Consider the following 20,851-nt stretch of genomic DNA (forward strand, 5'->3'; position numbering starts at 1 on the left):
GCTTGTGGATCAGGCCGTTTCCATCTCTTCGTCATCGTCAGGGCTCAAAACGCCCCAGACATCGTGCTCATCAGCATGAATGATTTCTGCCCAAACACGTTCACCCGGTTTCACATCGTGCACACCATTGAGGTGAACGACGCCGTCGACTTCCGGGGCGTCCGCATAGGTACGGCCAACGGCACCTTCGGCGTCAACACTGTCAATGACCACCAAATATTCTTTACCGATACGTGACTTCAGGCGTTGTGCACTGATTTCGCTTTGTACTGCCATAAAGCGTGCAAGCCGGTCCTGCTTAACGTCTTCCGGCACCGGGTCAGGCAAATCATTGGCCTTTGCTCCTTCAACCGGACTGTAAGCAAAGCAGCCAACGCGGTCCAGCTGTGCTTCGCGAAGGAAAGTCAGCAATTCTTCAAATTCTTCTTCCGTTTCTCCCGGGAAACCAACAATAAAGGTGGAGCGGATAATGAGCTCAGGACAAGCTTCACGCCAGGCTTTGACCCGCTCGATGGTGCGTTCTGCACTGCCCGGACGCTTCATCAGACGCAGGATACGTTTGCTGGCATGCTGAAAAGGGATATCAAGATACGGCAGAATACGACCTTCATTCATTAGCGGAATAAGATCATCCACATGAGGGTAGGGATAAACGTAGTGCAGACGCACCCACATATCCAGTTCACCGAGTTTTTCACACAACTGCTGCATATGTGCCTTCACCGGCATTCCATTCCAGAACCCGGTGCGGTGTTTTACGTCTACACCGTATGCACTGGTGTCCTGGGAAATGACCAGTAATTCGCTGACACCTGCTGATTTCAGTCGTTTCGCTTCATCAAGTATTTCACCCACCGGACGGCTGACCAGATCTCCCCGCATAGATGGAATAATGCAGAATGTACAGCGGTGGTTACAGCCCTCGGAGATTTTGAGATAGGCGTAATGTCTCGGAGTCAGTTTAATGCCATGATCCGGTACAAGGTGCTCGAACGGATTGTGAACCGGCTTAGGAAGATGACTGTGAACCTGTTCTACCACGCTTTCATAAGCATGGGGGCCGGTGATCGCCAGCACATTCGGATGCACCTCGCGGATTTCATCTTCTTTGATCCCAAGACAACCGGTCACAATCACTTTCCCGTTTTCTGTCAGTGCTTCACCAATCGTATCTAATGATTCCTGCACAGCAGAATCGATAAAACCGCAGGTGTTGACGATGACGAGATCGGCATCGTTGTAAGTAGGGACAACATCGTACCCTTCGGTGCGAAGCTGGGTGAGGATCCTTTCGGAATCCACGAGGTTTTTCGGGCAGCCTAAACTGACAAAACCAATTTTCGCAATGGGATTTTCCACGGTGGATGCCGGGCTGTCGCTACGCTGTGACTCAAGTACTTTGACCGGAGTACTGAGTGTGGTGGTCGCGTTCGGGGTGTATTTCTCTACGGACATGGACTTCTACTGTTAACACATTATCGGCACATTATATCAGGCTTATTGCAGAGTAATAAGATTAGCCTTCGTTCCGGCAGCGATTTCCTCTTTTTTCATTCACCTGTTAGACTGCCGCACCTGAATAATCCTGTGTGTCCGGGTGTTACCCGGAGGAAAAAGCGTTCACTCCTCATGTTATTGCCGTTACATTGCTATGATGAAGCCGGTCGCGTCAAACCGCCACTCTGGCTTTACTGGATGCTGTTAATACTTTGCAGTGACTGGATTGCATTAGTCTTTTCTCTGGTCACGTTTGGCCAGACATCAGAATTACTTTCCGTACTTTATCCTGATAAAACAGTACTTGGCTGGCGCTTGCTTGCCACCTGGCCTTTTTTAACAGTCATTTTGCTGATGGGTAACCGGGAGCGGTTGTGGAATAAGGAATTGACCGGCTGGCGACTGGGGATCATGCCGCTTATCTGGACGGGAAATATCGTCAGTATCGCAGCACAAATGCAGACCGTGCTGCACGACCAGTGGGATTTCCACTGGACGCCGGCTTGTTTTATTCTGGTCAATGTTCTGGTATTCGTCACTGTCATGCGCAGCCGGCATATACGGTTGATGGTCAGTGACTGGCGTGATCCGGCCACCGGAGACAGTGGCGGCACAGAAGATAAAAAAATTACTGACGCTGGCGTGACAAAGCCTGGTCAAAATACATCGCCACACTGACATTGCTGTCGTTTACCAGGCGCTCATAACAAATACCGGCAAACGCGTAAGAGTACTCTCCGGCGTCCAGTACAACAAAGGGCGCTTCGGGATTTGAATCGTCATATCGCCAGTCGCCGCCAGCAATCTTTCTATATGTCTCACCAAGATACGCACCGTAGACGTTACAAATGGTAAAGACGGCGGAGTCTTCCAGCGCTTTGTCGTGGTACTTGTCCAGAAAAGATAGCAGTATGTCGTCAACGCTCTTTGTGCTTTCAGGGCTGTAATCCAGTTCAATAGCGAATTCATCATGAGCCGCCCGGACAGCGTCGGCAGAGCATTCTTCCATTAATTTTTCGAGTTCAGCTTGTTGCATCGTGTTCTCCTTTTTCTTTTATTGTGCGCGTTGTAGCCCGATGTGTCTATTTCGCCGTGATTTTATTAATCACACTGGCCGCTGCAAACATGCCAAATGTTGCGGTTACCGTTACCACTGCACCAAAACCGCCGGCGCAATCGAGTCGCGTACCGCCTTCAAGTGCAGATTTACTGTGACACACTGAACCGTCCGGTTGGGGGTAGCGTAACTGTTCCGTCGAATAGATGCACTCCACGCCAAACCGGCGTTTCGGATTTTTCGTGAAGTTATAAAAGCGTCTTAATTCACTGCGAACCTTTGCCGCCAGCGGATCCTGAATAGTTCTGGCGAGGTCGCCCCGTGTTATCTGCGTGGGATCAATTTGACCGCCGGCACCGCCAACGGTCACAACATGGCACTTGTTACGCTTGCACCAGGCAATGATAGCCGCTTTGGCCTTCACACTGTCGGTGGCTTCAATCACACTGTCCATATCTGTATGCAACACTTCACGGACATTCTCAGGTGTCACAAAGTCTTCTACCGTAATTACCCTGCAGGCCGGATTAATTAACTTAATACGTTCAGCCAGCACGTCGACTTTAGCCTGACCTACCGTGTTGTCCAGCGCATGGATCTGACGGTTGATGTTGGTCGTACACACATCATCAAGGTCAATCAGGGTAATCGTACCCACACCGCTTCGTGCCAGCGCTTCAGCACTCCACGCGCCAACGCCCCCTACACCTGTTACACAAACGTGGGCTGCTGCCAGTTTTTCAGTGCCATCAACGCCGTACAGCCGGCTTATTCCGCCAAATCGTTGTTTTTCGCTCATAGTTCCTGCTGATTTAATATAAAACCTGCGTCGCTGAAGGTAATTCAGGCGACAGGCAGTATTTTACAGGGAATTTCTTTTTAATGCAGTGCGCAGTGCGGATTTGACGGGGATTATTCTAATTATCCGGATAATCAATCCTTGAATTGTCAAAATACGTTAAACGAAAGGTGTGGTTAAATTTCAACAATCCAATTTAACAGGAGCTTTCCATGGGACTACTGGTTGACGGTAAATGGCAGGACAAATGGTACGATACTGATGGCAACGGCGGGAAATTCAAACGGGAACAGTCTGTGTTCCGTCATCATGTTGAGAATTCAGATAACGCGAAATTTACTCCTGAAAGCGGGCGATATCACCTTTATGTGTCGCTTGCCTGTCCGTGGGCACACAGAACCCTGATTTTCCGGAAAATTAAAGGACTGGAACCGCACATCAGTGTTTCCGTTGTATCGCCGGATATGCTGGATAATGGCTGGACCTTTGATAAATCCGCAGGTAGCAGTGGCGATGATCTTTATGATTTTGACTTCATGCATCAGCTATACACCAAAGCTGAGTGGGGCGTAACAACGCGGGTTACGGTACCTGTGCTCTGGGATAAGAAAACCGCATCTATTGTCAGTAACGAATCGGCGGATATTATCAGAATGTTCAATACGGCATTCAATGACATAACCGGTGATACGACGGACTATTATCCTCCGGCGTTACGGGAAGACATCGATAATATCAATGAACTGGTTTATCACAACATCAACAACGGTGTGTATAAATGTGGTTTTGCTACTACCCAGAATGCTTACGAAGAGGCATTTGAAGCCCTGGTTAACGCCATGAACTCTGTTGAATCCAGATTGAGTCATCAACGATATTTGTGCGGTGACAAACTTACTGAAGCAGACTGGCGTTTGTTTACCACGCTTATCCGCTTTGATCCTGTCTATCACGGTCATTTTAAATGCAATCATAAACGGGTCACGGATTATCCCAATCTATACAATTATATGCGGGAGCTGTATCAATTTCCCGGTGTGGCTGACACAGTGGATTTTGCTCATATCAAACGCCATTACTACTACAGTCATACCATGATTAATCCGACACAGGTAGTGCCGGCGGGTCCGGCACAGCAACTGGATGTGCCCCATACCAGAGAGAACAAATAATGAGCACTAAAACTGTATTGTCACTTCATCAGGGAAAACCCACGCAGGATGGTGCGGGCGTGTCGCTGACCCGCATAATAGGACAGCCGTCGCTTCCCCGTCTTGATCCCTTTCTGATGCTGGATTTTTTCGGTTCTGATAATCCGGGTGAATACATCGCCGGTTTTCCTCCTCATCCCCACAGGGGATTTCAAACGGTGACTTATATGCTGGCAGGTAAAATGCGTCACCGGGATTCCGTAGGCAATGAAGGCGTCATTGAGGCTGGTGGCATCCAGTGGATGAATGCGGGCAGGGGACTCATTCATGAAGAAATGCCGGAACAGGAATCGGGGTTGTTGCAAGGCTTTCAGTTGTGGGTGAATTTACCGGCAAAAGAAAAAATGTCAGCGCCGGGATATGAAGATATCCATCCTGATGCCGTGCCGGATGTTGCAATAGGGCAACAGGTCAGGGTGAAAATACTGGCTGGTGAATTTAATGGCGTCAGTGGTCCGGTTAAAAGTCATTCTGTCGATCCGCTGTTTATTGACGTACAAAGCGCTGCTGAAGAGGAAGTGACGTTGCCGCTGGCAGATGAACATAATACATTTGTTTACTGCTACGAAGGTGGCCTGCAAATTGCTGAACAACCGGTAAGTCATGGAAAGTTGGCTGTACTCAGTAAGGGGACAGCATTAACGATGACAATGCAGGCCGGCACAAAGTGCATTATTGTCAGCGGTACGCCTATTCAGGAACCTGTGGTGCAGTACGGACCATTTGTGATGAACACCGAAGCTGAAATTCATCAGGCCATTAAAGACTATCAGAACGGGCGTTTTGCTGGTTAAACAGGCATTTTTAAGCTGCTTTGTGTCGAAATTGTTAAAATTGCATGGTTTTGACGACTTTCCACTGACAAACAATTGAACCAAAGCAGCCACTCGCTTAGTATTCAGTGAGGCAGGAAAAAGAATTAGCCGTACTTATAAAACAGGAAAGTCAATGAAACCAGTTATCTTAGCCGGTGGGACAGGGAGTCGATTATGGCCCAAATCCCGCGCAGCACTTCCAAAGCAATTTCTCGCGCTCACGTCAGAACAAACTATGTTGCAGGAAACGGTTACCCGTCTGAAAGGAACCGATTCTGAAAGCCCCATTTTTATTTGTAATGACGCCCATCGTTTTCTGGTTGCAGAACAGTTACGCATACAGAACATTGCTCATGACGGAATTTTGCTTGAGCCGGTAGGGCGTAACACTGCCCCTGCGATTGCGCTGGCTGCGTTGCATGCAACCAAAAATGGTGAAGATCCTATTTTACTGGTGCTGGCAGCAGACCATCTGATTAAAGATACGCCGGCTTTCCATCTCGCCATAGAAAAGGCAGAGATCCTGGCACGCACAGGTAAGCTGGTAACCTTCGGGATTGTGCCGGACCAGCCGCATACCGGTTACGGTTATATCAAAGCCGGAGACGGAATTGATAACGGATTTGTGGTTGATGAATTTGTAGAAAAGCCGGATCTTGCTACTGCGGAAAGTTATGTGTCTTCCGGTAAGTATTTCTGGAACAGCGGCATGTTCATGTTTAAAGCAAGCCGTTATCTGGAAGAGTTAGAAAAATTCAATCCTGACATTCTGTCAGTTTGCCGTGATGCCATTGATACTGAGTCTGCTGATCTGGACTTTATCCGTGTTGACGCAGATGTATTTGCATCCTGCCCGGACGATTCGATCGATTATGCGGTGATGGAAAAAACCGACAGTGCGGCAATGGTACCACTCGACGCTGGCTGGTCTGATGTTGGCAGCTGGTCATCCTTGTGGGAAACCGCTGAGAAAGACACCCGTGGCAATGTTATTGTCGGAGATGCCATTCTTGAAGGCGTTAACAACAGTTATATTAATGCCGAGCAGCGTTTGATTTCTGTTATCGGACTGGATGATGTTGTTGTTGTTGAAACAAAAGACGCCATCATGGTTGCGCATAAAGATAAAGTGCAAAACATCAAAAATGTGGTAAACCGTCTGAAAGCAGAAAAACGCCCTGAATTCGAATTCCACCGGGAAGTATTCAGACCCTGGGGCAGCTATGATTCCATTGATAACGGTGCACGTTTCCAGGTGAAGCGTATTACGGTTAAGCCGGGTGAAAAATTATCAGTACAAATGCACCATCACAGAGCTGAGCACTGGATTGTAGTAAGCGGCACAGCCAATGTTACCATCGGAGAAAAAACGCAGCTGGTGACAGAGAATGAGTCGACCTATATTCCAATCGGTGAAGTTCATGCGCTGGAAAACCCGGGCAAGATCCCGCTGGAGCTGATTGAAGTGCAATCCGGTGGTTACCTGGGTGAAGACGATATCATCCGTTTCTCTGACCGATATGGCAGAACAGAAAAAAAGGATGGTAAAGCGTGAGTCAGCCAATTACCTGTTTTAAAGCCTATGACATCCGCGGAGAGCTGAACAAGCAGCTCTCCGAGGAAGTGGCTTATCGTATAGGCCGCGCTTTTGCTGAAGAACTGAAAGCGAAAACTGTGGTTGTCGGTGGTGATGTGCGCCTTACTTCTACACCATTAAAACTGGCTTTGTCAGCAGGCCTGATTGATGGCGGTGCAAAGGTTTATGACTTAGGTGATACCGGCACTGAAGAGATATATTTTGCCACTAAGCACCTGGGTGTTGACGGTGGTATTGAAGTAACTGCCAGCCACAACCCGATTAACTACAACGGTATGAAGCTGGTTAAAGCCGGCTCTGTTCCTATCAGTGGTGATACCGGGTTAAATGCGATTAAAGCGCTTGCTGAGACATACGGTGACGAAGCGGTTGCAAGCCGTCTGGCATTTTATTGCAATGATGCCAGCATTGATGCTGAAGCGTTCTTCAACGGCCACAGTCATATTGATATTGCGAAGCTTAAGGCTTCCGGAGCCTACGAAGAAAAAGACTGCCTCACAGATTATGCACGCCACGTTGTCTCGTATATTGATACTGCTAACCTGACGCCTCTGAAAATTGTCGCGAATGCGGGTAATGGTGCAGCCGGTAAGGCGCTGGATGCCATTGAAGCGGTATTTTCTGAAACTGGCGTGCCGGTGGAGTTCATCAAAGTTCACCATCAGCCTGACGGTACATTCCCTAACGGGATCCCCAATCCGCTGCTGCCTGAAAACCGTGCGGATACTGCAAAAGCGGTTATTGCCCATAACGCTGATTTCGGCATCGCCTGGGACGGTGATTTTGACCGCTGTTTCCTGTTTGATGCGAAAGGGGAGTTTATTGAAGGCTATTACATTGTAGGTTTGCTTGCTCAGGCGTTCATCGACAAGGAAGATAATGCCAAAATTATCTACGATCCCCGCGTATTTTGGAACACCGAAGACATTGTGAAAACATCCGGTGGGACGCCGGTTAAATCCAAAACCGGTCATGCGTTCATCAAAGAGCGTATGCGTAAAGAAGACGCTGTGTATGGCGGCGAAATGAGTGCTCATCACTATTTTCGCGACTTTGCTTATTGCGATTCAGGTATGATCCCCTGGTTGCTGGTGGCAGAGCTGCTCTGCACAAAGCAAACATCGCTGGCTGATATGGTGGCAGCACGGATTGAAGCATTTCCGTCCTCAGGGGAAATTAACAGCGTGCTGAAAGATGCTGATGCCGCGCTGGCGCGGGTTAAAGCAAAATATGAAGCAGACGCTGAAGTTATCGACGATACTGACGGCATCGGTTATGAATTTGCTGAGTGGCGCTTTAATTTGCGTAAATCGAATACGGAGCCGGTAATCCGCCTGAACGTTGAGTCCCGCGGTAACATTCCGTTGATGGAAGAAAAAACACAAGAATTAATTACGCTTATTCGATCTGAATAATAGTCATTCCTTAAATGTCTAAAGCCTCGTTTTAACGAGGCTTTTTCGTTTGTATAACATGATTCAGAACAGGAAAATCAACCAGGCATGTGACAACACAACCACTGTTGTTAAAGCCATCCGCAAGGTGATATAGCTGACAATCGCTGATTTATCTAATGCGAGTACCTGCTTGTCATAAAATAATACTGCCAGATAAGCCACCGACAGCACACCCAGCGTAGACAGGTTGCCTGCAAATACAAGACATAACCAGCCAGTAATCGTGGGCAGCATGGCAATCACAAGTTGCGGACCATACGCTTTTTTATTCAGGGCATCCCACCAGTAAATACCACCAAAAAATGAAAGCAGGACGGCAGAATACTGGGTGAAATAACGGGCACTTTCATGCAACGGCAGCAGGTTAAGGACCACTGCAAGAGGCAAAAATAAAAAAGGGATCAGTCCGGCAACCCCTAATAGCACAACCTGATAGGGCATATTCACTCCTTAAAACAAAAATAGCGCCATAAGGCGCTATTTTAACTCATCGGGAAAAAATTACTTTTCCAGCGGTGAGAATTTACGTTGGTTGTAACCGGTATACATCTGACGTGGACGACCGATTTTTTGCTTCGGATCGCTCATCATTTCATGCCAGTGTGAAATCCAGCCAACTGTACGGGACAGAGCAAAGATACACGTGAACATGTTGGTAGGAATACCAATCGCTTTTAAGATAATACCTGAGTAGAAGTCAACGTTCGGGAACAGTTTCTTCTCAGCGAAGTACGGGTCGTTAAGGGCGATTTTTTCCAGTTCCATTGCTACATCGAGTAATGGATCCTGTACATTCAGCTCTTTCAGTACTTCGTGACAGCTTTCACGCATTACTGTGGCGCGCGGGTCGTGGTTTTTGTAAACACGGTGACCGAAGCCCATCAGACGGAAAGGATCGCTCTTATCTTTCGCGCGTGCGATAAACTCAGGAATACGGTCCACGCTGCCGATTTCTTCCAGCATTGTCAGACATGCTTCGTTTGCACCACCGTGCGCAGGGCCCCACAGAGATGCAACACCGGCAGCGATACACGCATAAGGGTTAGCACCTGAAGAACCTGCCAGACGGACAGTAGACGTAGAAGCGTTTTGTTCGTGGTCAGCGTGAAGCGTGAAGATACGGTCCATAGCCAGTTCAACGGCAGGACTGATTTTGTATTCTTCAGCAGGGACTGAGAACATCATATTCAGGAAGTTTGCAGCGTAGCTTAAGTCGTTACGCGGGTAAACAAACGGCTGACCGATGTTGTACTTGTAACACATAGCTACCAGCGTAGGCATTTTCGCGATTAAGCGGTGTGCACTGCGCATACGCTCTTCAGGGTTAGAAACGTCCAGGTCACTGTGGTAGAAAGAAGACATCGCACCTACAGTGCCGCAAAGCATGGCCATCGGGTGGGCATCATTGCGGAAACCGTGGAAGAACATGTTGATTTGTTCATGAACCATTGTGTGACGGGTAATTGTCGCACGGAAATCATCATATTCTTCTTTAGTTGGTGCTTCGCCGTTTAACAGCATGTAGCACACTTCGAGGTAGGACGCATCACGTGCCAGCTCTTCGATAGGGTAACCACGGTGCAATAATACACCAGCCGCGCCATCGATATACGTAATTGCAGACTCGCAAGAGCCTGTCGCCATGAAACCGGGGTCAAACGTGAAATATCCGTGTGCACCCAGTGAACGTACATCAATTACATCTTGACCCTCGGTGCCGGACAAAATCGGTAGTTCGATCTCTTTATCACCGGCTTTCAGAATGGCCTTCTGATCTGCCATAAATGCTCTCCTCAGAATGGTTCTTTGGCAACGTTCTCGCTTAAAAACTAAACGAGTTAGTTGGAAAAAGTGGCGTAGTTTTACTTTATTATGCAGCTAAAAGTCAATTTAATTGCAAAATTGTATAATAAATATTCCAAGTTATTAAAAGTTATATCGAAACTGTATTACAACTTATGTTTATTTTATTTACGCACTAAAAAATAAGTTGTAATTGAAGTGAAAAGAAATGGTTTCTTCATGACAGATTAACAATCATGTGAAATTTCCATGGATTACATCTGTTTCATCTAAATGCATAGAATTTCAGGTGTGTTATATTAATACGCGACGCCATAGGTGTTGAGTGTAGATTGCCTGCTGCACTTGCGCTTGCTTCGATAAGCAAAAGTAACGCTCTCATCATACACCCCGCCATCCGGTGTTCAGAAGTTATACGACTAAAGTCCTAATAGGGTACAAAAAATTGTAATTGTACAATGCGCTGGATATACTCAGGCGTGCTTGAAACGAGGCACTACTGCCTTGTTAATAAAGCAATAAATACTTCACAAATTGTTAACAACTCATTGGACGAGACTATTAACAGGTAAACAACCGAATTACTCTGTCAGGACATAAAAACAGCGGGTAATTCATATCCCTACGGATTAAACAGGCATAAATTGTGAAAAAGCAAAGACCAGTAAATTTAGACCTCAAGACAATTAAATTTCCTCCCTCTGCTGTTTCTTCAATTCTCCACCGCGTCACCGGCGTAGCCATGTTTTTCGCACTTTTATTTGTTATCTGGGCATGGGCAGTTTCTGTTTCATCACCAGACGGCTTTGCTAACGTGCAAACAATCATGGACGGAGTAATTGGAAAACTGATTGCTATCGGTACAGCTTCCGCACTTACGTATCACATTCTTGGCGGTATCCGTCACGTTATTATGGATATGGGTCACTGGGAAGAATTAGAGTCAGGTAATAACAGCGCCCGTGCAATCATCGCACTGTGGGTTGTTCTTACTGTCGTTTTGGGAGTCGCACTATGGTAACTAACCAGGCAAGCATTAAGCGCGACGGTGTACAAGATTACGTTACACTGCGCACAACCGCCGCAATCATCACCGCATTTTCATTTTTCATGGTGTGGTTCTTCATCACCACCGATGAACTCAGCTATGAAATCTGGCGTGGTCTGTTTACTGGCTTAGGCATGAAGGTCTTCACATTTGCAACACTGGTTGCTGTTATGTTTCACGTTCGTGTTGGTCTGTGGCAAGTTCTTACCGATTACGTTAAAGCGCCCGGCCTGCGTGCTGTTATCCAGTTCGTATTGAACCTGATTGCGTTTGTATACGTTCTTGTTGGCCTGTTTGTTTTGTGGAGTATCTGATATGAATCTACCAGTACATGAATTTGACGCCGTTGTAATCGGCGCAGGCGGTGCGGGTATGCGTGCCGCATTGCAAATTTCTCAGTCAGGTAAATCCTGCGCCTTATTATCTAAGGTTTTTCCTACCCGTTCTCACACCGTATCTGCGCAGGGTGGTATCACCGTAGCGCTGGGTAACTCCCATGAAGATAACTGGGAATGGCACATGTATGACACGGTAAAAGGTTCCGATTATATCGGTGACCAGGACGCCATTGAATATATGTGTAAAACCGGTCCTGAAGCCATTATTGAAATGGAAAACATGGGTCTGCCTTTCTCACGTTTCGAGAATGGTAAAATTTATCAGCGTCCTTTCGGTGGTCAGTCGAAAAACTTCGGTGGCGAGCAGGGCGCACGTACAGCGGCTGCTGCCGACCGTACTGGTCACGCGCTGCTTCACCTTCTGTATCAACAGAACGTGAAAAACAAAACGAAAGTATTTTCTGAGTGGTACGCACTGGATCTGGTTAAGAACCAGGACGGCGATGTAGTAGGTTGTACTGCTATCGACATTGAAACCGGTGAAGTGGTTTACTTTAAGTCACGTGCTGTTGTACTGGCTACCGGTGGTGCTGGTCGTATTTACGCTTCTACTACTAATGCTCACATCAATACCGGTGACGGTGTTGGTATGGCACTGCGTGCCGGTGTTTCCGTACAGGATATGGAAATGTGGCAGTTCCACCCGACAGGTATTGCCGGTGCCGGTACGCTGGTAACCGAAGGTTGTCGTGGTGAAGGTGGTTACCTGCTTAATAAAGACGGCGAACGTTTCATGGAACGTTATGCTCCTAACGCGAAGGACCTTGCCGGTCGTGACGTTGTTGCCCGTTCAATGATGACGGAAATCCGTGAAGGTCGTGGTTGCGAAGGCCCCTGGGGTACTCACATTAAATTGAAGCTGGACCACCTGGGTAAAGACGTACTTGAGTCACGTCTGCCTGGTATCCTTGAGCTGTCACGTACATTTGCTCACGTTGACCCGGTTAAAGAACCTATTCCGGTAATCCCGACTTGTCACTATATGATGGGTGGTATTCCAACCAACGTTCATGGTCAGTGTCTGACTGTTGATGAAAACGGTAACGACTCCGTAGTAAATGGTTTATTCGCCTGTGGTGAGATTGCTTGTGTATCTGTACACGGTGCAAACCGCCTCGGTGGTAACTCACTGCTTGATCTCGTGGTGTTCGGTCGTGCGACCGGTCTGCACCTGGGTGAAAAATTGTCTGAAATCGCGCCTGCCCGCGATGCTTCTCAATCTGACCTTGATGCGGCTATGGCCCGCTTCAATCGATGGGAGTCCTCTGAAAAAGGCAAGGGTGAAGATCCGGTTCAAATTAAAAAGGACCTGCAGCAATGTATGCAACTTAACTTCTCGGTATTCCGTGAAGGTGATGCAATGGCTGAAGGTTTACAACAACTTAAAGAAATCAGAGAACGCCTGCAACACGCCCGTCTTGATGATAAGAGTTCAGACTTTAATACCCAGCGTATTGAGTGTCTTGAGCTTGATAACCTCATGGAGACAGCATACAGCACTGCAGTGGCTGCGAACTTCCGTACGGAAAGTCGTGGTGCACACAGCCGTTTCGACTTCCCGGACCGTGACGATGAGAACTGGTTATGCCACAGCATCTATCGCCCGCAAACCGAGTCTATGTTGAAACGTGACGTCAATATGGCGCCAAAGTTACGGGAAGCATTCCCGCCTAAAGTGCGTTCATATTAAGAGAGGCAAGTACCATGCAATTACATTTTTCAGTTTATCGCTACAACCCTGACGTAGACGACGCACCTAAGATGCAAGACTACAAAATGGAAGTGGAAGAAGGCCAGGATATGATGGTGCTTGATGCACTGCTGCTTCTTAAAGAACAGGATCCAACGCTGTCTTTCCGTCGCTCATGCCGTGAAGGTGTATGTGGTTCAGATGGTATGAACATGAATGGCAAGAATGGCCTGGCATGTATCACACCATTATCTGCTCTGGGTAAAGGTAAAATTGTTATCCGCCCACTGCCAGGTTTGCCGGTAGTGCGTGACCTGGTTGTTGACATGACGCAGTTCTACAACCAGTACGAGAAAATTAAACCGTTCCTGATTAACGACAGTAAGCAGCCGCCTGCACGTGAACATCTGCAGTCGCCTGAAGACCGCGCAAAACTGGATGGCCTGTACGAGTGTATTCTATGTGCTTGTTGTTCAACGTCTTGTCCGTCGTTCTGGTGGAACCCTGACAAGTTCATCGGCCCTGCTGGTCTGCTTCATGCTTATCGTTTCTTAATCGATAGCCGTGACACCGCTACCGAAGAGCGACTCAACGACCTGGATGATGCATTCAGCGTCTTCCGCTGCCACGGTATCATGAACTGTGTCAGTGTATGTCCGAAAGGATTGAACCCGACAAAAGCTATCGGTCAGATTAAGTCGATGCTTTTACAACGGGCTGTTTAGTACAAATTTCTGTCACTTTTTTAGTTTCAGATTGTAATTAGCTAAATGGCCATCCATCGAGGATGGCTATTTTTTTATATATACGGCATAAACGGTTGGTTTTTATTCACAATATGATCATAACTATTGGTTCTTATGAAAATAACCGTCATAATATAACACCGTGTTAAAGAATATTTCCTAAACGTAGCAAGGCACAATAATGCAAGAAAGCGTGATGAAAGCGTGGTGGGATTCCTCGCATATGGCGGGCGCCAATGCTGCCTATGTGGAAGAGCTGTACGAAATGTACATCGACAATCCACAAAGCGTTTCAGATACATGGCGTCAAGTGTTCGATACCCTACCGAAAGTTGACGGCGTAGAACTGGAAAGCAACCATACGTCAATTCGTAATCAATTCAGGCAGCTCGCTGCCCTTGGACCAACAGCCAGGATGTCTTCATCTGCCAGTCAGGAAGGCTCCGCTCCTTCAGATGACCGTCAGGTTAAAGTTCTTCAGCTGATTAACGCGTATCGTTTTCGTGGTCACCAGAATGCAAATCTCGACCCGCTTGGACTTTGGAAACAAACTAAAGCCCGCGATTTGGATCTCTCTCATCACTCTCTGACAGATGCAGACCTCGACGTTAACTTTAATGTCGGTTCGTATGCTATCGGTCAGGACAGCATGTCGCTACGTGACCTGTTTAAATCTCTTAACCGCACTTACTGCGAATCTATCGGTGCAGAATACATGCACATTACCGATACTGAGCAGAAGCGCTGGTTACAACAACGCATTGAATCTGTAGAAGCCAGCCCGCAAATCTCTAAAGAAGAGAAGCTTGCTATCCTTAAAGGGCTGACAGCTGCTGATGGTATGGAAAAATACCTGGGTGCAAAATTCCCGGGTGCCAAGCGCTTCTCACTGGAAGGTGGTGATGCACTGGTTCCTATGCTTAAAGGCCTTATTACTGAAGCCGGAACCGTTGGCACTAAAGAAGTGGTAATCGGTATGGCTCACCGTGGCCGTCTGAACGTACTTATTAATGTGCTGGGTAAAAACCCGTCTGTATTGTTCGACGAGTTCTCCGGAAAACATGACAACACGTTGGGTTCCGGTGACGTTAAGTATCACGCAGGTTTCTCTTCAGACTTCGCAACGCCCGGCGGTAATGTTCACCTGGCGCTGGCGTTTAACCCGTCTCACCTTGAAATTGTTAACCCGGTAGTGATGGGCTCTGTACGTGCACGTATTGACCGCCGCAATGACGATTTCAATAAAGTGCTGCCAATTACCATTCACGGTGACTCTGCGATTGCCGGTCAGGGTGTTGTGCAGGAAACCTTTAACATGTCTCAGACACGTGGTTTCGCCGTTGGCGGTACAGTGCGTATCGTAATCAACAACCAGGTTGGTTTCACAACGTCCAAGACTGAAGATACCCGTTCGACTCAGTATTGTACTGACATTGCGAAGATGGTTCAGGCGCCTATTTTCCACGTGAATTCTGACGATCCTGAAGCGGTGATGTTTGTGACTAAACTGGCCCTTGAGTATCGTAATAAATTCAAAAAAGACGTGGTTATCGATCTGGTTTGTTACCGTCGTCATGGTCACAATGAGTCTGATGAGCCGAACGCGACTCAGCCATTGATGTATCAAAAAATTAAAAAGCATCCTGTTCCCCGTCAGATCTATGCTGACCAATTAATTGCTGAGGGTACAATTGAAAGTCGTGATGCTGAACGTTTCATTGAAGAATACCGTGCAGCATTAGATCATGGTGCCTGTGTGGTAGAAGAATGGCGTCCGATGACAGAGCATTCTGTAGACTGGACTCCGTATATTGGTCACGATTGGGATGCACCTTACGATGGCAGTTTGTCTATCGAAAAACTGAAGTCTCTTGCTGAAAGCATCAGTAGTTATCCGGAAGACTTCAAACTGCATTCACGTGTAAATAAGGTCTATCAGGACCGTAAGGCCATGGCATCCGGTGAGAAACCTCTTGACTGGGGTATGGCTGAAAACCTGGCGTACGCATCGATTGTTGACGATGGAAGCAGCATCCGTATGACCGGTCAGGACTCAGGTCGTGGTACCTTCTTCCACCGTCATGCCGTACTGCACAACCAAACTGACGCTTCAACCTTTATGCCTTTACAGAATATCCGTGAAGGTCAGGGTGAAATCGAAATCTTCGATTCTGTATTATCAGAAGAAGCTGTTATGGCGTTCGAATACGGCTTTGCTACCGCGGAGCCCGGTACGTTGACTATCTGGGAAGCGCAGTTCGGTGACTTTGCTAACGGCGCTCAGGTTGTCTTTGACCAGTTCTTAAGTTCAGGTGAAGCGAAGTGGGGCCGTCTGTGTGGTCTGACTGTGTTACTTCCACACGGTTACGAAGGGCAGGGCCCGGAACACAGTTCTGCACGTCTCGAACGTTTCCTGCAATTATGTGCTGACCACAACTGGCAGGTATGTATCCCTTCTACGCCGGCTCAGGTGTTCAATATGATTCGTCGTCAGGTTGTACGTCCAATGCGTAAGCCTCTGATTGTCATGTCACCTAAGTCATTACTGCGTCACCCGCTGGCTATCTCTTCTTTAGAAGAATTGTCTGAAGGCGTGTTCAAGAACGTTATCGGTGAGATTGATGATATCGATCCGGCTGGCGTGAAACGCGTGGTGATGTGTTCAGGTAAAGTGTACTACGATCTGCTTGACCAGCGTCGTAAGAATGAACAGACCGATGTGGCTATCATCCGTCTCGAACAGTTGTATCCGTTCCCTCAGGAAGAAGCAGCAAAAATTGTTGCCGAATACAGCCATGTTAAAGATTGGGTATGGTGTCAGGAAGAGCCTCAAAATCAGGGCGCCTGGTACAGCAGCCAGCATCACTTCTGGCAAGCCATCCCTGATGGTGCAAAATTATCATATGCGGGACGTGAAGCATCGGCTTCTCCTGCCGTAGGCTATCTATCCGTTCACAACCAGCAACAGAAAGCCCTGGTTGAAGACGCACTCACGATTAAATAAAGGAACAGTGATGACAATTGAGATAAAAGTTCCGGTTCTGCCTGAATCAGTTGCCGATGCGACCATTGCAACTTGGCATGTTAAAGCCGGTGATGCAGTTAAGCGCGATCAAAACCTGGTTGATATTGAGACCGATAAAGTGGTTCTGGAAGTAGTAGCACCTGCTGACGGTGTTATCGGAGAAATCCTGAACGAAGAAGGCGCGACTGTATTAGGTGAGCAAGTGATTGCGAAGCTGAGCGAAGGCGGTGAAGCACCGGCTAAATCAGAAAGCAAATCTTCTGAAGCTAAAGCTGAATCTAAAGAAGCAGCACCGGCAGCTTCCGGCAAAACCAGCGATGTAAAAGTACCAGTACTGCCTGAGTCAGTTGCTGATGCAACCATTGCTACATGGCATGTTGCTGTGGGTGAGGCAGTAAGTCGCGACCAGAACCTGGTTGATATTGAAACAGATAAAGTGGTTCTGGAAGTGGTTGCGCCGGCAGATGGTTCTCTGGCAGAAATTCTGGCAGAAGAAGGTGCTACAGTAACGGCTGAAGAAGTGATTGCTAAGTTTGTTGAAGGTGCGGCTTCCGGTAAAGCGGCTCCTGCAGCGGCTGAAGAAGCTGACGACAGCGATGATGGCGATGCGTTAAGCCCGTCTGTACGTCGTTTACTTGCTGAAAAAGGCGTTGATGCGTCTAAAGTAAAAGGTACCGGCAAAAACGGTCGTATCACCAAAGAAGACGTTGAACAGTATCTGAAAGGCGGTAGTGCAGCACCTAAAGCTGCAGCTACAGCGGCTGAACCGGCAGCTAACCTGCCTGTTGGTGACCGCAGCGAAAAACGTGTTCCTATGACACGTCTTCGTAAAACAATCGCTACCCGTCTGCTGGAAGCGAAAAACTCGACTGCGATGCTGACAACCTTCAATGAAGTGAATATGAAGCCAATCATGGATCTGCGTAAGCAGTATCAGGATAGCTTCGAGAAGCGTCACGGCATTCGTCTTGGTTTCATGTCTTTCTACGTGAAAGCAGTCACTGAAGCGTTGAAACGTTTCCCTGAAGTAAATGCATCTCTTGACGGTGATGACATTTGCTACCACAACTATTTTGATATCTCTATCGCGGTTTCTACCCCGCGTGGTCTGGTAACGCCAGTGCTGAAAGACACTGACAATCTGGGCATGGCAGGTATTGAAAAAGGCATCAAAGATCTGGCTCTGAAAGGTCGTGACGGTAAACTGTCAATGGCTGATCTGCAGGGCGGTAACTTCACCATTACTAACGGTGGTGTGTTCGGTTCTCTGTTGTCTACGCCAATCATTAACCCGCCACAAAGCGCGATTCTGGGTATGCACAAGATCCAGGAACGTCCAATGGCAGTGAATGGCAAAGTAGAAATTCTTCCTATGATGTACCTGGCCCTGTCTTATGACCACCGTATTATCGATGGCAAAGAGTCAGTTGGCTTCCTGGTTACTGTGAAGGAAATGCTTGAAGATCCAACACGTCTGTTACTGGACGTATAAGTTTTCAGGTAGTCATTGTGTGCAGGCAGCAACCCGTTGCTGCCTGTCACAGCGCTGGTTTCGAAGAATGAGGCCGGTCATACTAATCAAGTCGCATAAGCGACTTTTGTCTTACTAAAAATCGGATAGAAACACCATGAATTTGCATGAATACCAAGGTAAGCAGCTATTCAAAGAATACGGTTTACCTGTTTCTGAAGGATACGCATCAGACACACCAGAAGGTGCTGTAGAAGCGGCCGACCGCATCGGCGGTGACGAGTGGGTTGTGAAATGTCAGGTACATGCCGGTGGTCGCGGTAAAGCGGGCGGCGTTAAACTTGTAAAAGATAAAGAAGACATTCGCGCATTTGCAGAGAAGTGGCTTGGCAAGAACCTGGTAACTTTCCAAACTGATGAGAAAGGTCAGCCAGTAAGCAAAATCTTAGTTGAATCTTGCACTGATATCGCAAACGAATTGTACTTAGGTGCGGTTGTTGACCGTGGTACACGTCGCGTTGTTTTCATGGCATCTACTGAAGGCGGTGTTGAAATCGAGACCGTTGCAGAAGAAACGCCTGAAAAAATCCTGAAAGCTGAAATCGACCCAATCGTTGGTCCTCAGCCTTATCAGGCACGTGAAATGGCATTCAAACTGGGTCTGGAAGGCGTACAGGTAAAACAATTTACGCAAATCTTCCTGGGTCTGGCGAAAATGTTCGAAGACCTTGACCTGGCGCTGATCGAAATCAACCCGCTGGTAATCAAGACTGACGGTAACCTGCACTGCCTTGACGCCAAATTGGGTGTAGACGGTAACGCACTGTATCGTCAGAAGAAAGTGAAAGAAATGCACGATCCTTCACAGGAAGATGCCCGTGAAGCACATGCTGCCTCTTTCGAGCTGAACTACGTTGCACTTGACGGTAACGTTGGCTGTATGGTTAACGGTGCAGGTCTGGCCATGGGTACCATGGACATCGTAAACCTGCATGGCGGTAAGCCTGCAAACTTCCTGGATGTTGGTGGCGGCGCGACTAAAGAGCGTGTAGCTGAAGCATTCAAAATCATTCTGTCTGACAGCAATGTTAAAGCAGTACTGGTAAACATCTTCGGTGGTATCGTGCGTTGTGACATGATCGCTGAAGGTATCATCGGCGCAGTAAAAGAAGTAGGCGTTGAAGTACCGGTTGTTGTACGTCTTGAAGGTACAAATGCTGATCTTGGCCGTGAAGTTCTTGCTAACTCAGGTCTGGATATCATCGCTGCTGAATCGCTGACTGATGCAGCAGAAAAAGTTGTTGCTGCAGCGGAGGGCAAATAATGTCAGTTTTAATTAATAAAGACACCAAAGTAATCTGTCAGGGTTTCACTGGTGGTCAGGGTACTTTCCACTCTGAACAGGCTATTGCTTACGGTACGCAAATGGTTGGCGGTGTAACGCCGGGCAAAGGCGGTACTGAGCACTTAGGTCTGCCAGTATTCAACACTGTACGTGACGCAGTAGAAGCGACGGGTGCGACTGCATCTGTTATCTACGTACCGGCTCCTTTCTGTAAAGATTCAATCGTTGAAGCGGCTGATGCTGGCATCGAGCTGATCGTTTGTATCACTGAAGGTATTCCTACGCTGGACATGCTTTACGTTAAAGAATACGTAAATGCGAAAGGCGTTCGCATGATCGGTCCTAACTGTCCGGGTGTTATCACTCCGGGTGAGTGTAAGATTGGTATCATGCCTGGTCACATCCACAAGCCTGGTAAAGTAGGTATTGTTTCCCGCTCTGGTACGCTGACGTACGAAGCGGTTAAACAAACTACTGACGAAGGTTTCGGCCAGTCTACCTGTGTTGGTATCGGTGGTGACCCAATCCCGGGTTCTAACTTCATCGACATTTTGAAAATGTTCCAGGATGATCCACAGACTGAAGCGATTGTTATGATCGGTGAAATCGGTGGTACTGCTGAAGAAGAAGCGGCTGCGTTTATCAAAGAAAACGTAACTAAGCCGGTTGTTTCTTACATCGCAGGTGTTACTGCTCCTCCGGGTAAGCGCATGGGCCACGCCGGTGCAATTATCGCAGGTGGTAAAGGTACTGCAGACGACAAATTCGCAGCCCTTGAAGCAGCAGGCGTTAAGACTGTTCGCTCACTGGCTGACATCGGTAAAGCACTGCGTGAGCAGACCGGCTGGTAAGCCCCGCTTTTTGATGATTATAAAGCCCGCTGATAGCGGGC

At 47.7% G+C, this 20,851-nt stretch carries 18 protein-coding genes; 13 read left to right on the forward strand and 5 right to left on the reverse strand.

What is annotated here, in order from left to right:
• Positions 1 to 9: 9 nt before the first annotated feature.
• A complete protein-coding gene (rimO, locus tag ACXAH4_RS17735; protein WP_474882836.1) occupies positions 10 to 1,455 on the reverse strand; it encodes a 30S ribosomal protein S12 methylthiotransferase RimO in 1,446 nt (481 codons plus the stop codon).
• 174 nt (positions 1,456 to 1,629) lie between these two features.
• Here rimO and ACXAH4_RS17740 point away from each other — a divergent pair, with 174 nt between their 5' ends.
• Entirely contained in the window at positions 1,630 to 2,175 is a 546-nt protein-coding gene (locus ACXAH4_RS17740; RefSeq protein WP_474845834.1) for a DUF2919 family protein, read from the forward strand.
• On the opposite strand, the gene ACXAH4_RS17745 is transcribed toward ACXAH4_RS17740, so the two are convergent.
• Positions 2,126 to 2,533 carry a hypothetical protein gene (locus ACXAH4_RS17745; RefSeq protein ID WP_349586040.1) on the reverse strand — a complete coding sequence of 136 codons (408 nt, stop codon included), beginning with the start codon at positions 2,531 to 2,533 and terminating at the stop codon, positions 2,126 to 2,128. The genes ACXAH4_RS17740 and ACXAH4_RS17745 overlap by 50 nt on opposite strands.
• 46 nt (positions 2,534 to 2,579) lie before the next feature.
• Positions 2,580 to 3,353, reverse strand: a complete 774-nt coding sequence (tcdA, locus tag ACXAH4_RS17750) for a tRNA cyclic N6-threonylcarbamoyladenosine(37) synthase TcdA (RefSeq protein WP_119501246.1) — start codon at positions 3,351 to 3,353, stop codon at positions 2,580 to 2,582.
• A gap of 212 nt (positions 3,354 to 3,565) precedes the next feature.
• On the opposite strand from tcdA, the gene ACXAH4_RS17755 reads away from it, so the two are divergent.
• The 4 genes from ACXAH4_RS17755 to ACXAH4_RS17770 all read left to right on the forward strand — a co-directional run bounded on the left by ACXAH4_RS17755 (position 3,566) and on the right by ACXAH4_RS17770 (position 8,391).
• The gene (locus tag ACXAH4_RS17755; protein ID WP_474882838.1) at positions 3,566 to 4,525 is read left to right on the forward strand and encodes a glutathione S-transferase family protein; all 960 of its coding nucleotides are present in this window, start codon (positions 3,566 to 3,568) and stop codon (positions 4,523 to 4,525) included.
• The gene (locus tag ACXAH4_RS17760; RefSeq protein WP_474882840.1) at positions 4,525 to 5,358 is read left to right on the forward strand and encodes a pirin family protein; all 834 of its coding nucleotides are present in this window, start codon (positions 4,525 to 4,527) and stop codon (positions 5,356 to 5,358) included. Before ACXAH4_RS17755 ends, ACXAH4_RS17760 begins: the two co-directional genes overlap by 1 nt.
• 154 nt (positions 5,359 to 5,512) lie before the next feature.
• Positions 5,513 to 6,934 (forward strand): mannose-1-phosphate guanylyltransferase/mannose-6-phosphate isomerase, encoded by a 1,422-nt coding sequence (locus ACXAH4_RS17765; RefSeq protein ID WP_349586044.1) that lies wholly within the window; start codon positions 5,513 to 5,515, stop codon positions 6,932 to 6,934.
• Positions 6,931 to 8,391, forward strand: coding sequence for a phosphohexomutase domain-containing protein (locus ACXAH4_RS17770; RefSeq protein WP_474882842.1), 1,461 nt, complete (start codon positions 6,931 to 6,933; stop codon positions 8,389 to 8,391). The genes ACXAH4_RS17765 and ACXAH4_RS17770 overlap by 4 nt, the downstream gene beginning before the upstream one ends.
• Positions 8,392 to 8,454: 63 nt before the next feature.
• Here the strand turns inward: ACXAH4_RS17770 and ACXAH4_RS17775 are convergent, their stop codons facing one another.
• Both ACXAH4_RS17775 and ACXAH4_RS17780 read right to left on the reverse strand, forming a co-directional pair.
• Positions 8,455 to 8,874, reverse strand: coding sequence for a DUF3429 domain-containing protein (locus ACXAH4_RS17775; protein ID WP_474845845.1), 420 nt, complete (start codon positions 8,872 to 8,874; stop codon positions 8,455 to 8,457).
• 60 nt (positions 8,875 to 8,934) lie between these two features.
• The gene (locus ACXAH4_RS17780; RefSeq protein ID WP_474882844.1) at positions 8,935 to 10,215 is read right to left on the reverse strand and encodes a citrate synthase; all 1,281 of its coding nucleotides are present in this window, start codon (positions 10,213 to 10,215) and stop codon (positions 8,935 to 8,937) included.
• Positions 10,216 to 10,882: 667 nt separating this feature from the next.
• Here ACXAH4_RS17780 and sdhC point away from each other — a divergent pair.
• The 8 genes from sdhC to sucD all read left to right on the forward strand — a co-directional run bounded on the left by sdhC (position 10,883) and on the right by sucD (position 20,810).
• Positions 10,883 to 11,257: a succinate dehydrogenase, cytochrome b556 subunit gene (sdhC, locus tag ACXAH4_RS17785; RefSeq protein ID WP_119501253.1), complete on the forward strand. Its 375-nt coding sequence runs from the start codon at positions 10,883 to 10,885 to the stop codon at positions 11,255 to 11,257.
• The gene (sdhD, locus tag ACXAH4_RS17790) at positions 11,251 to 11,598 is read left to right on the forward strand and encodes a succinate dehydrogenase, hydrophobic membrane anchor protein (protein ID WP_119501254.1); all 348 of its coding nucleotides are present in this window, start codon (positions 11,251 to 11,253) and stop codon (positions 11,596 to 11,598) included. Before sdhC ends, sdhD begins: the two co-directional genes overlap by 7 nt.
• Before the next feature lies 1 nt (position 11,599).
• Entirely contained in the window at positions 11,600 to 13,372 is a 1,773-nt protein-coding gene (gene sdhA, locus ACXAH4_RS17795; RefSeq protein WP_303574205.1) for a succinate dehydrogenase flavoprotein subunit, read from the forward strand.
• A 14-nt stretch (positions 13,373 to 13,386) separates the two neighbouring features.
• Entirely contained in the window at positions 13,387 to 14,097 is a 711-nt protein-coding gene (locus tag ACXAH4_RS17800) for a succinate dehydrogenase iron-sulfur subunit (RefSeq protein WP_119501256.1), read from the forward strand.
• 202 nt (positions 14,098 to 14,299) lie between these two features.
• The gene (locus tag ACXAH4_RS17805; protein ID WP_474845850.1) at positions 14,300 to 17,122 is read left to right on the forward strand and encodes a 2-oxoglutarate dehydrogenase E1 component; all 2,823 of its coding nucleotides are present in this window, start codon (positions 14,300 to 14,302) and stop codon (positions 17,120 to 17,122) included.
• 10 nt (positions 17,123 to 17,132) lie between these two features.
• Positions 17,133 to 18,635, forward strand: coding sequence for a 2-oxoglutarate dehydrogenase complex dihydrolipoyllysine-residue succinyltransferase (odhB, locus tag ACXAH4_RS17810; RefSeq protein ID WP_474845852.1), 1,503 nt, complete (start codon positions 17,133 to 17,135; stop codon positions 18,633 to 18,635).
• A 136-nt stretch (positions 18,636 to 18,771) separates the two neighbouring features.
• Entirely contained in the window at positions 18,772 to 19,938 is a 1,167-nt protein-coding gene (gene sucC / locus ACXAH4_RS17815; RefSeq protein ID WP_119501259.1) for an ADP-forming succinate--CoA ligase subunit beta, read from the forward strand.
• Entirely contained in the window at positions 19,938 to 20,810 is an 873-nt protein-coding gene (gene sucD, locus ACXAH4_RS17820) for a succinate--CoA ligase subunit alpha (protein ID WP_070124076.1), read from the forward strand. Before sucC ends, sucD begins: the two co-directional genes overlap by 1 nt.
• Positions 20,811 to 20,851: the final 41 nt, after the last annotated feature.

Source organism: Alteromonas sp. ABV2_168 (assembly GCF_056161165.1).

What these genes read in the sequence shown, in the direction of transcription:
- sucD (WP_070124076.1), top strand. Translation starts at nt 19,938, where the DNA reads ATGTCAGTTTTAATTAATAAAGACACCAAAGTAATCTGTCAGGGTTTC.
- ACXAH4_RS17755 (WP_474882838.1), top strand. Translation starts at nt 3,566, where the DNA reads ATGGGACTACTGGTTGACGGTAAATGGCAGGACAAATGGTACGATACT.
- ACXAH4_RS17765 (WP_349586044.1), top strand. Translation starts at nt 5,513, where the DNA reads ATGAAACCAGTTATCTTAGCCGGTGGGACAGGGAGTCGATTATGGCCC.
- ACXAH4_RS17775 (WP_474845845.1), bottom strand. Translation starts at nt 8,874, where the DNA reads ATGCCCTATCAGGTTGTGCTATTAGGGGTTGCCGGACTGATCCCTTTT.
- ACXAH4_RS17760 (WP_474882840.1), top strand. Translation starts at nt 4,525, where the DNA reads ATGAGCACTAAAACTGTATTGTCACTTCATCAGGGAAAACCCACGCAG.
- sdhD (WP_119501254.1), top strand. Translation starts at nt 11,251, where the DNA reads ATGGTAACTAACCAGGCAAGCATTAAGCGCGACGGTGTACAAGATTAC.
- ACXAH4_RS17800 (WP_119501256.1), top strand. Translation starts at nt 13,387, where the DNA reads ATGCAATTACATTTTTCAGTTTATCGCTACAACCCTGACGTAGACGAC.
- sdhA (WP_303574205.1), top strand. Translation starts at nt 11,600, where the DNA reads ATGAATCTACCAGTACATGAATTTGACGCCGTTGTAATCGGCGCAGGC.
- tcdA (WP_119501246.1), bottom strand. Translation starts at nt 3,353, where the DNA reads ATGAGCGAAAAACAACGATTTGGCGGAATAAGCCGGCTGTACGGCGTT.
- ACXAH4_RS17740 (WP_474845834.1), top strand. Translation starts at nt 1,630, where the DNA reads ATGTTATTGCCGTTACATTGCTATGATGAAGCCGGTCGCGTCAAACCG.
- sucC (WP_119501259.1), top strand. Translation starts at nt 18,772, where the DNA reads ATGAATTTGCATGAATACCAAGGTAAGCAGCTATTCAAAGAATACGGT.
- odhB (WP_474845852.1), top strand. Translation starts at nt 17,133, where the DNA reads ATGACAATTGAGATAAAAGTTCCGGTTCTGCCTGAATCAGTTGCCGAT.
- ACXAH4_RS17780 (WP_474882844.1), bottom strand. Translation starts at nt 10,215, where the DNA reads ATGGCAGATCAGAAGGCCATTCTGAAAGCCGGTGATAAAGAGATCGAA.
- ACXAH4_RS17745 (WP_349586040.1), bottom strand. Translation starts at nt 2,533, where the DNA reads ATGCAACAAGCTGAACTCGAAAAATTAATGGAAGAATGCTCTGCCGAC.
- ACXAH4_RS17805 (WP_474845850.1), top strand. Translation starts at nt 14,300, where the DNA reads ATGCAAGAAAGCGTGATGAAAGCGTGGTGGGATTCCTCGCATATGGCG.
- rimO (WP_474882836.1), bottom strand. Translation starts at nt 1,455, where the DNA reads ATGTCCGTAGAGAAATACACCCCGAACGCGACCACCACACTCAGTACT.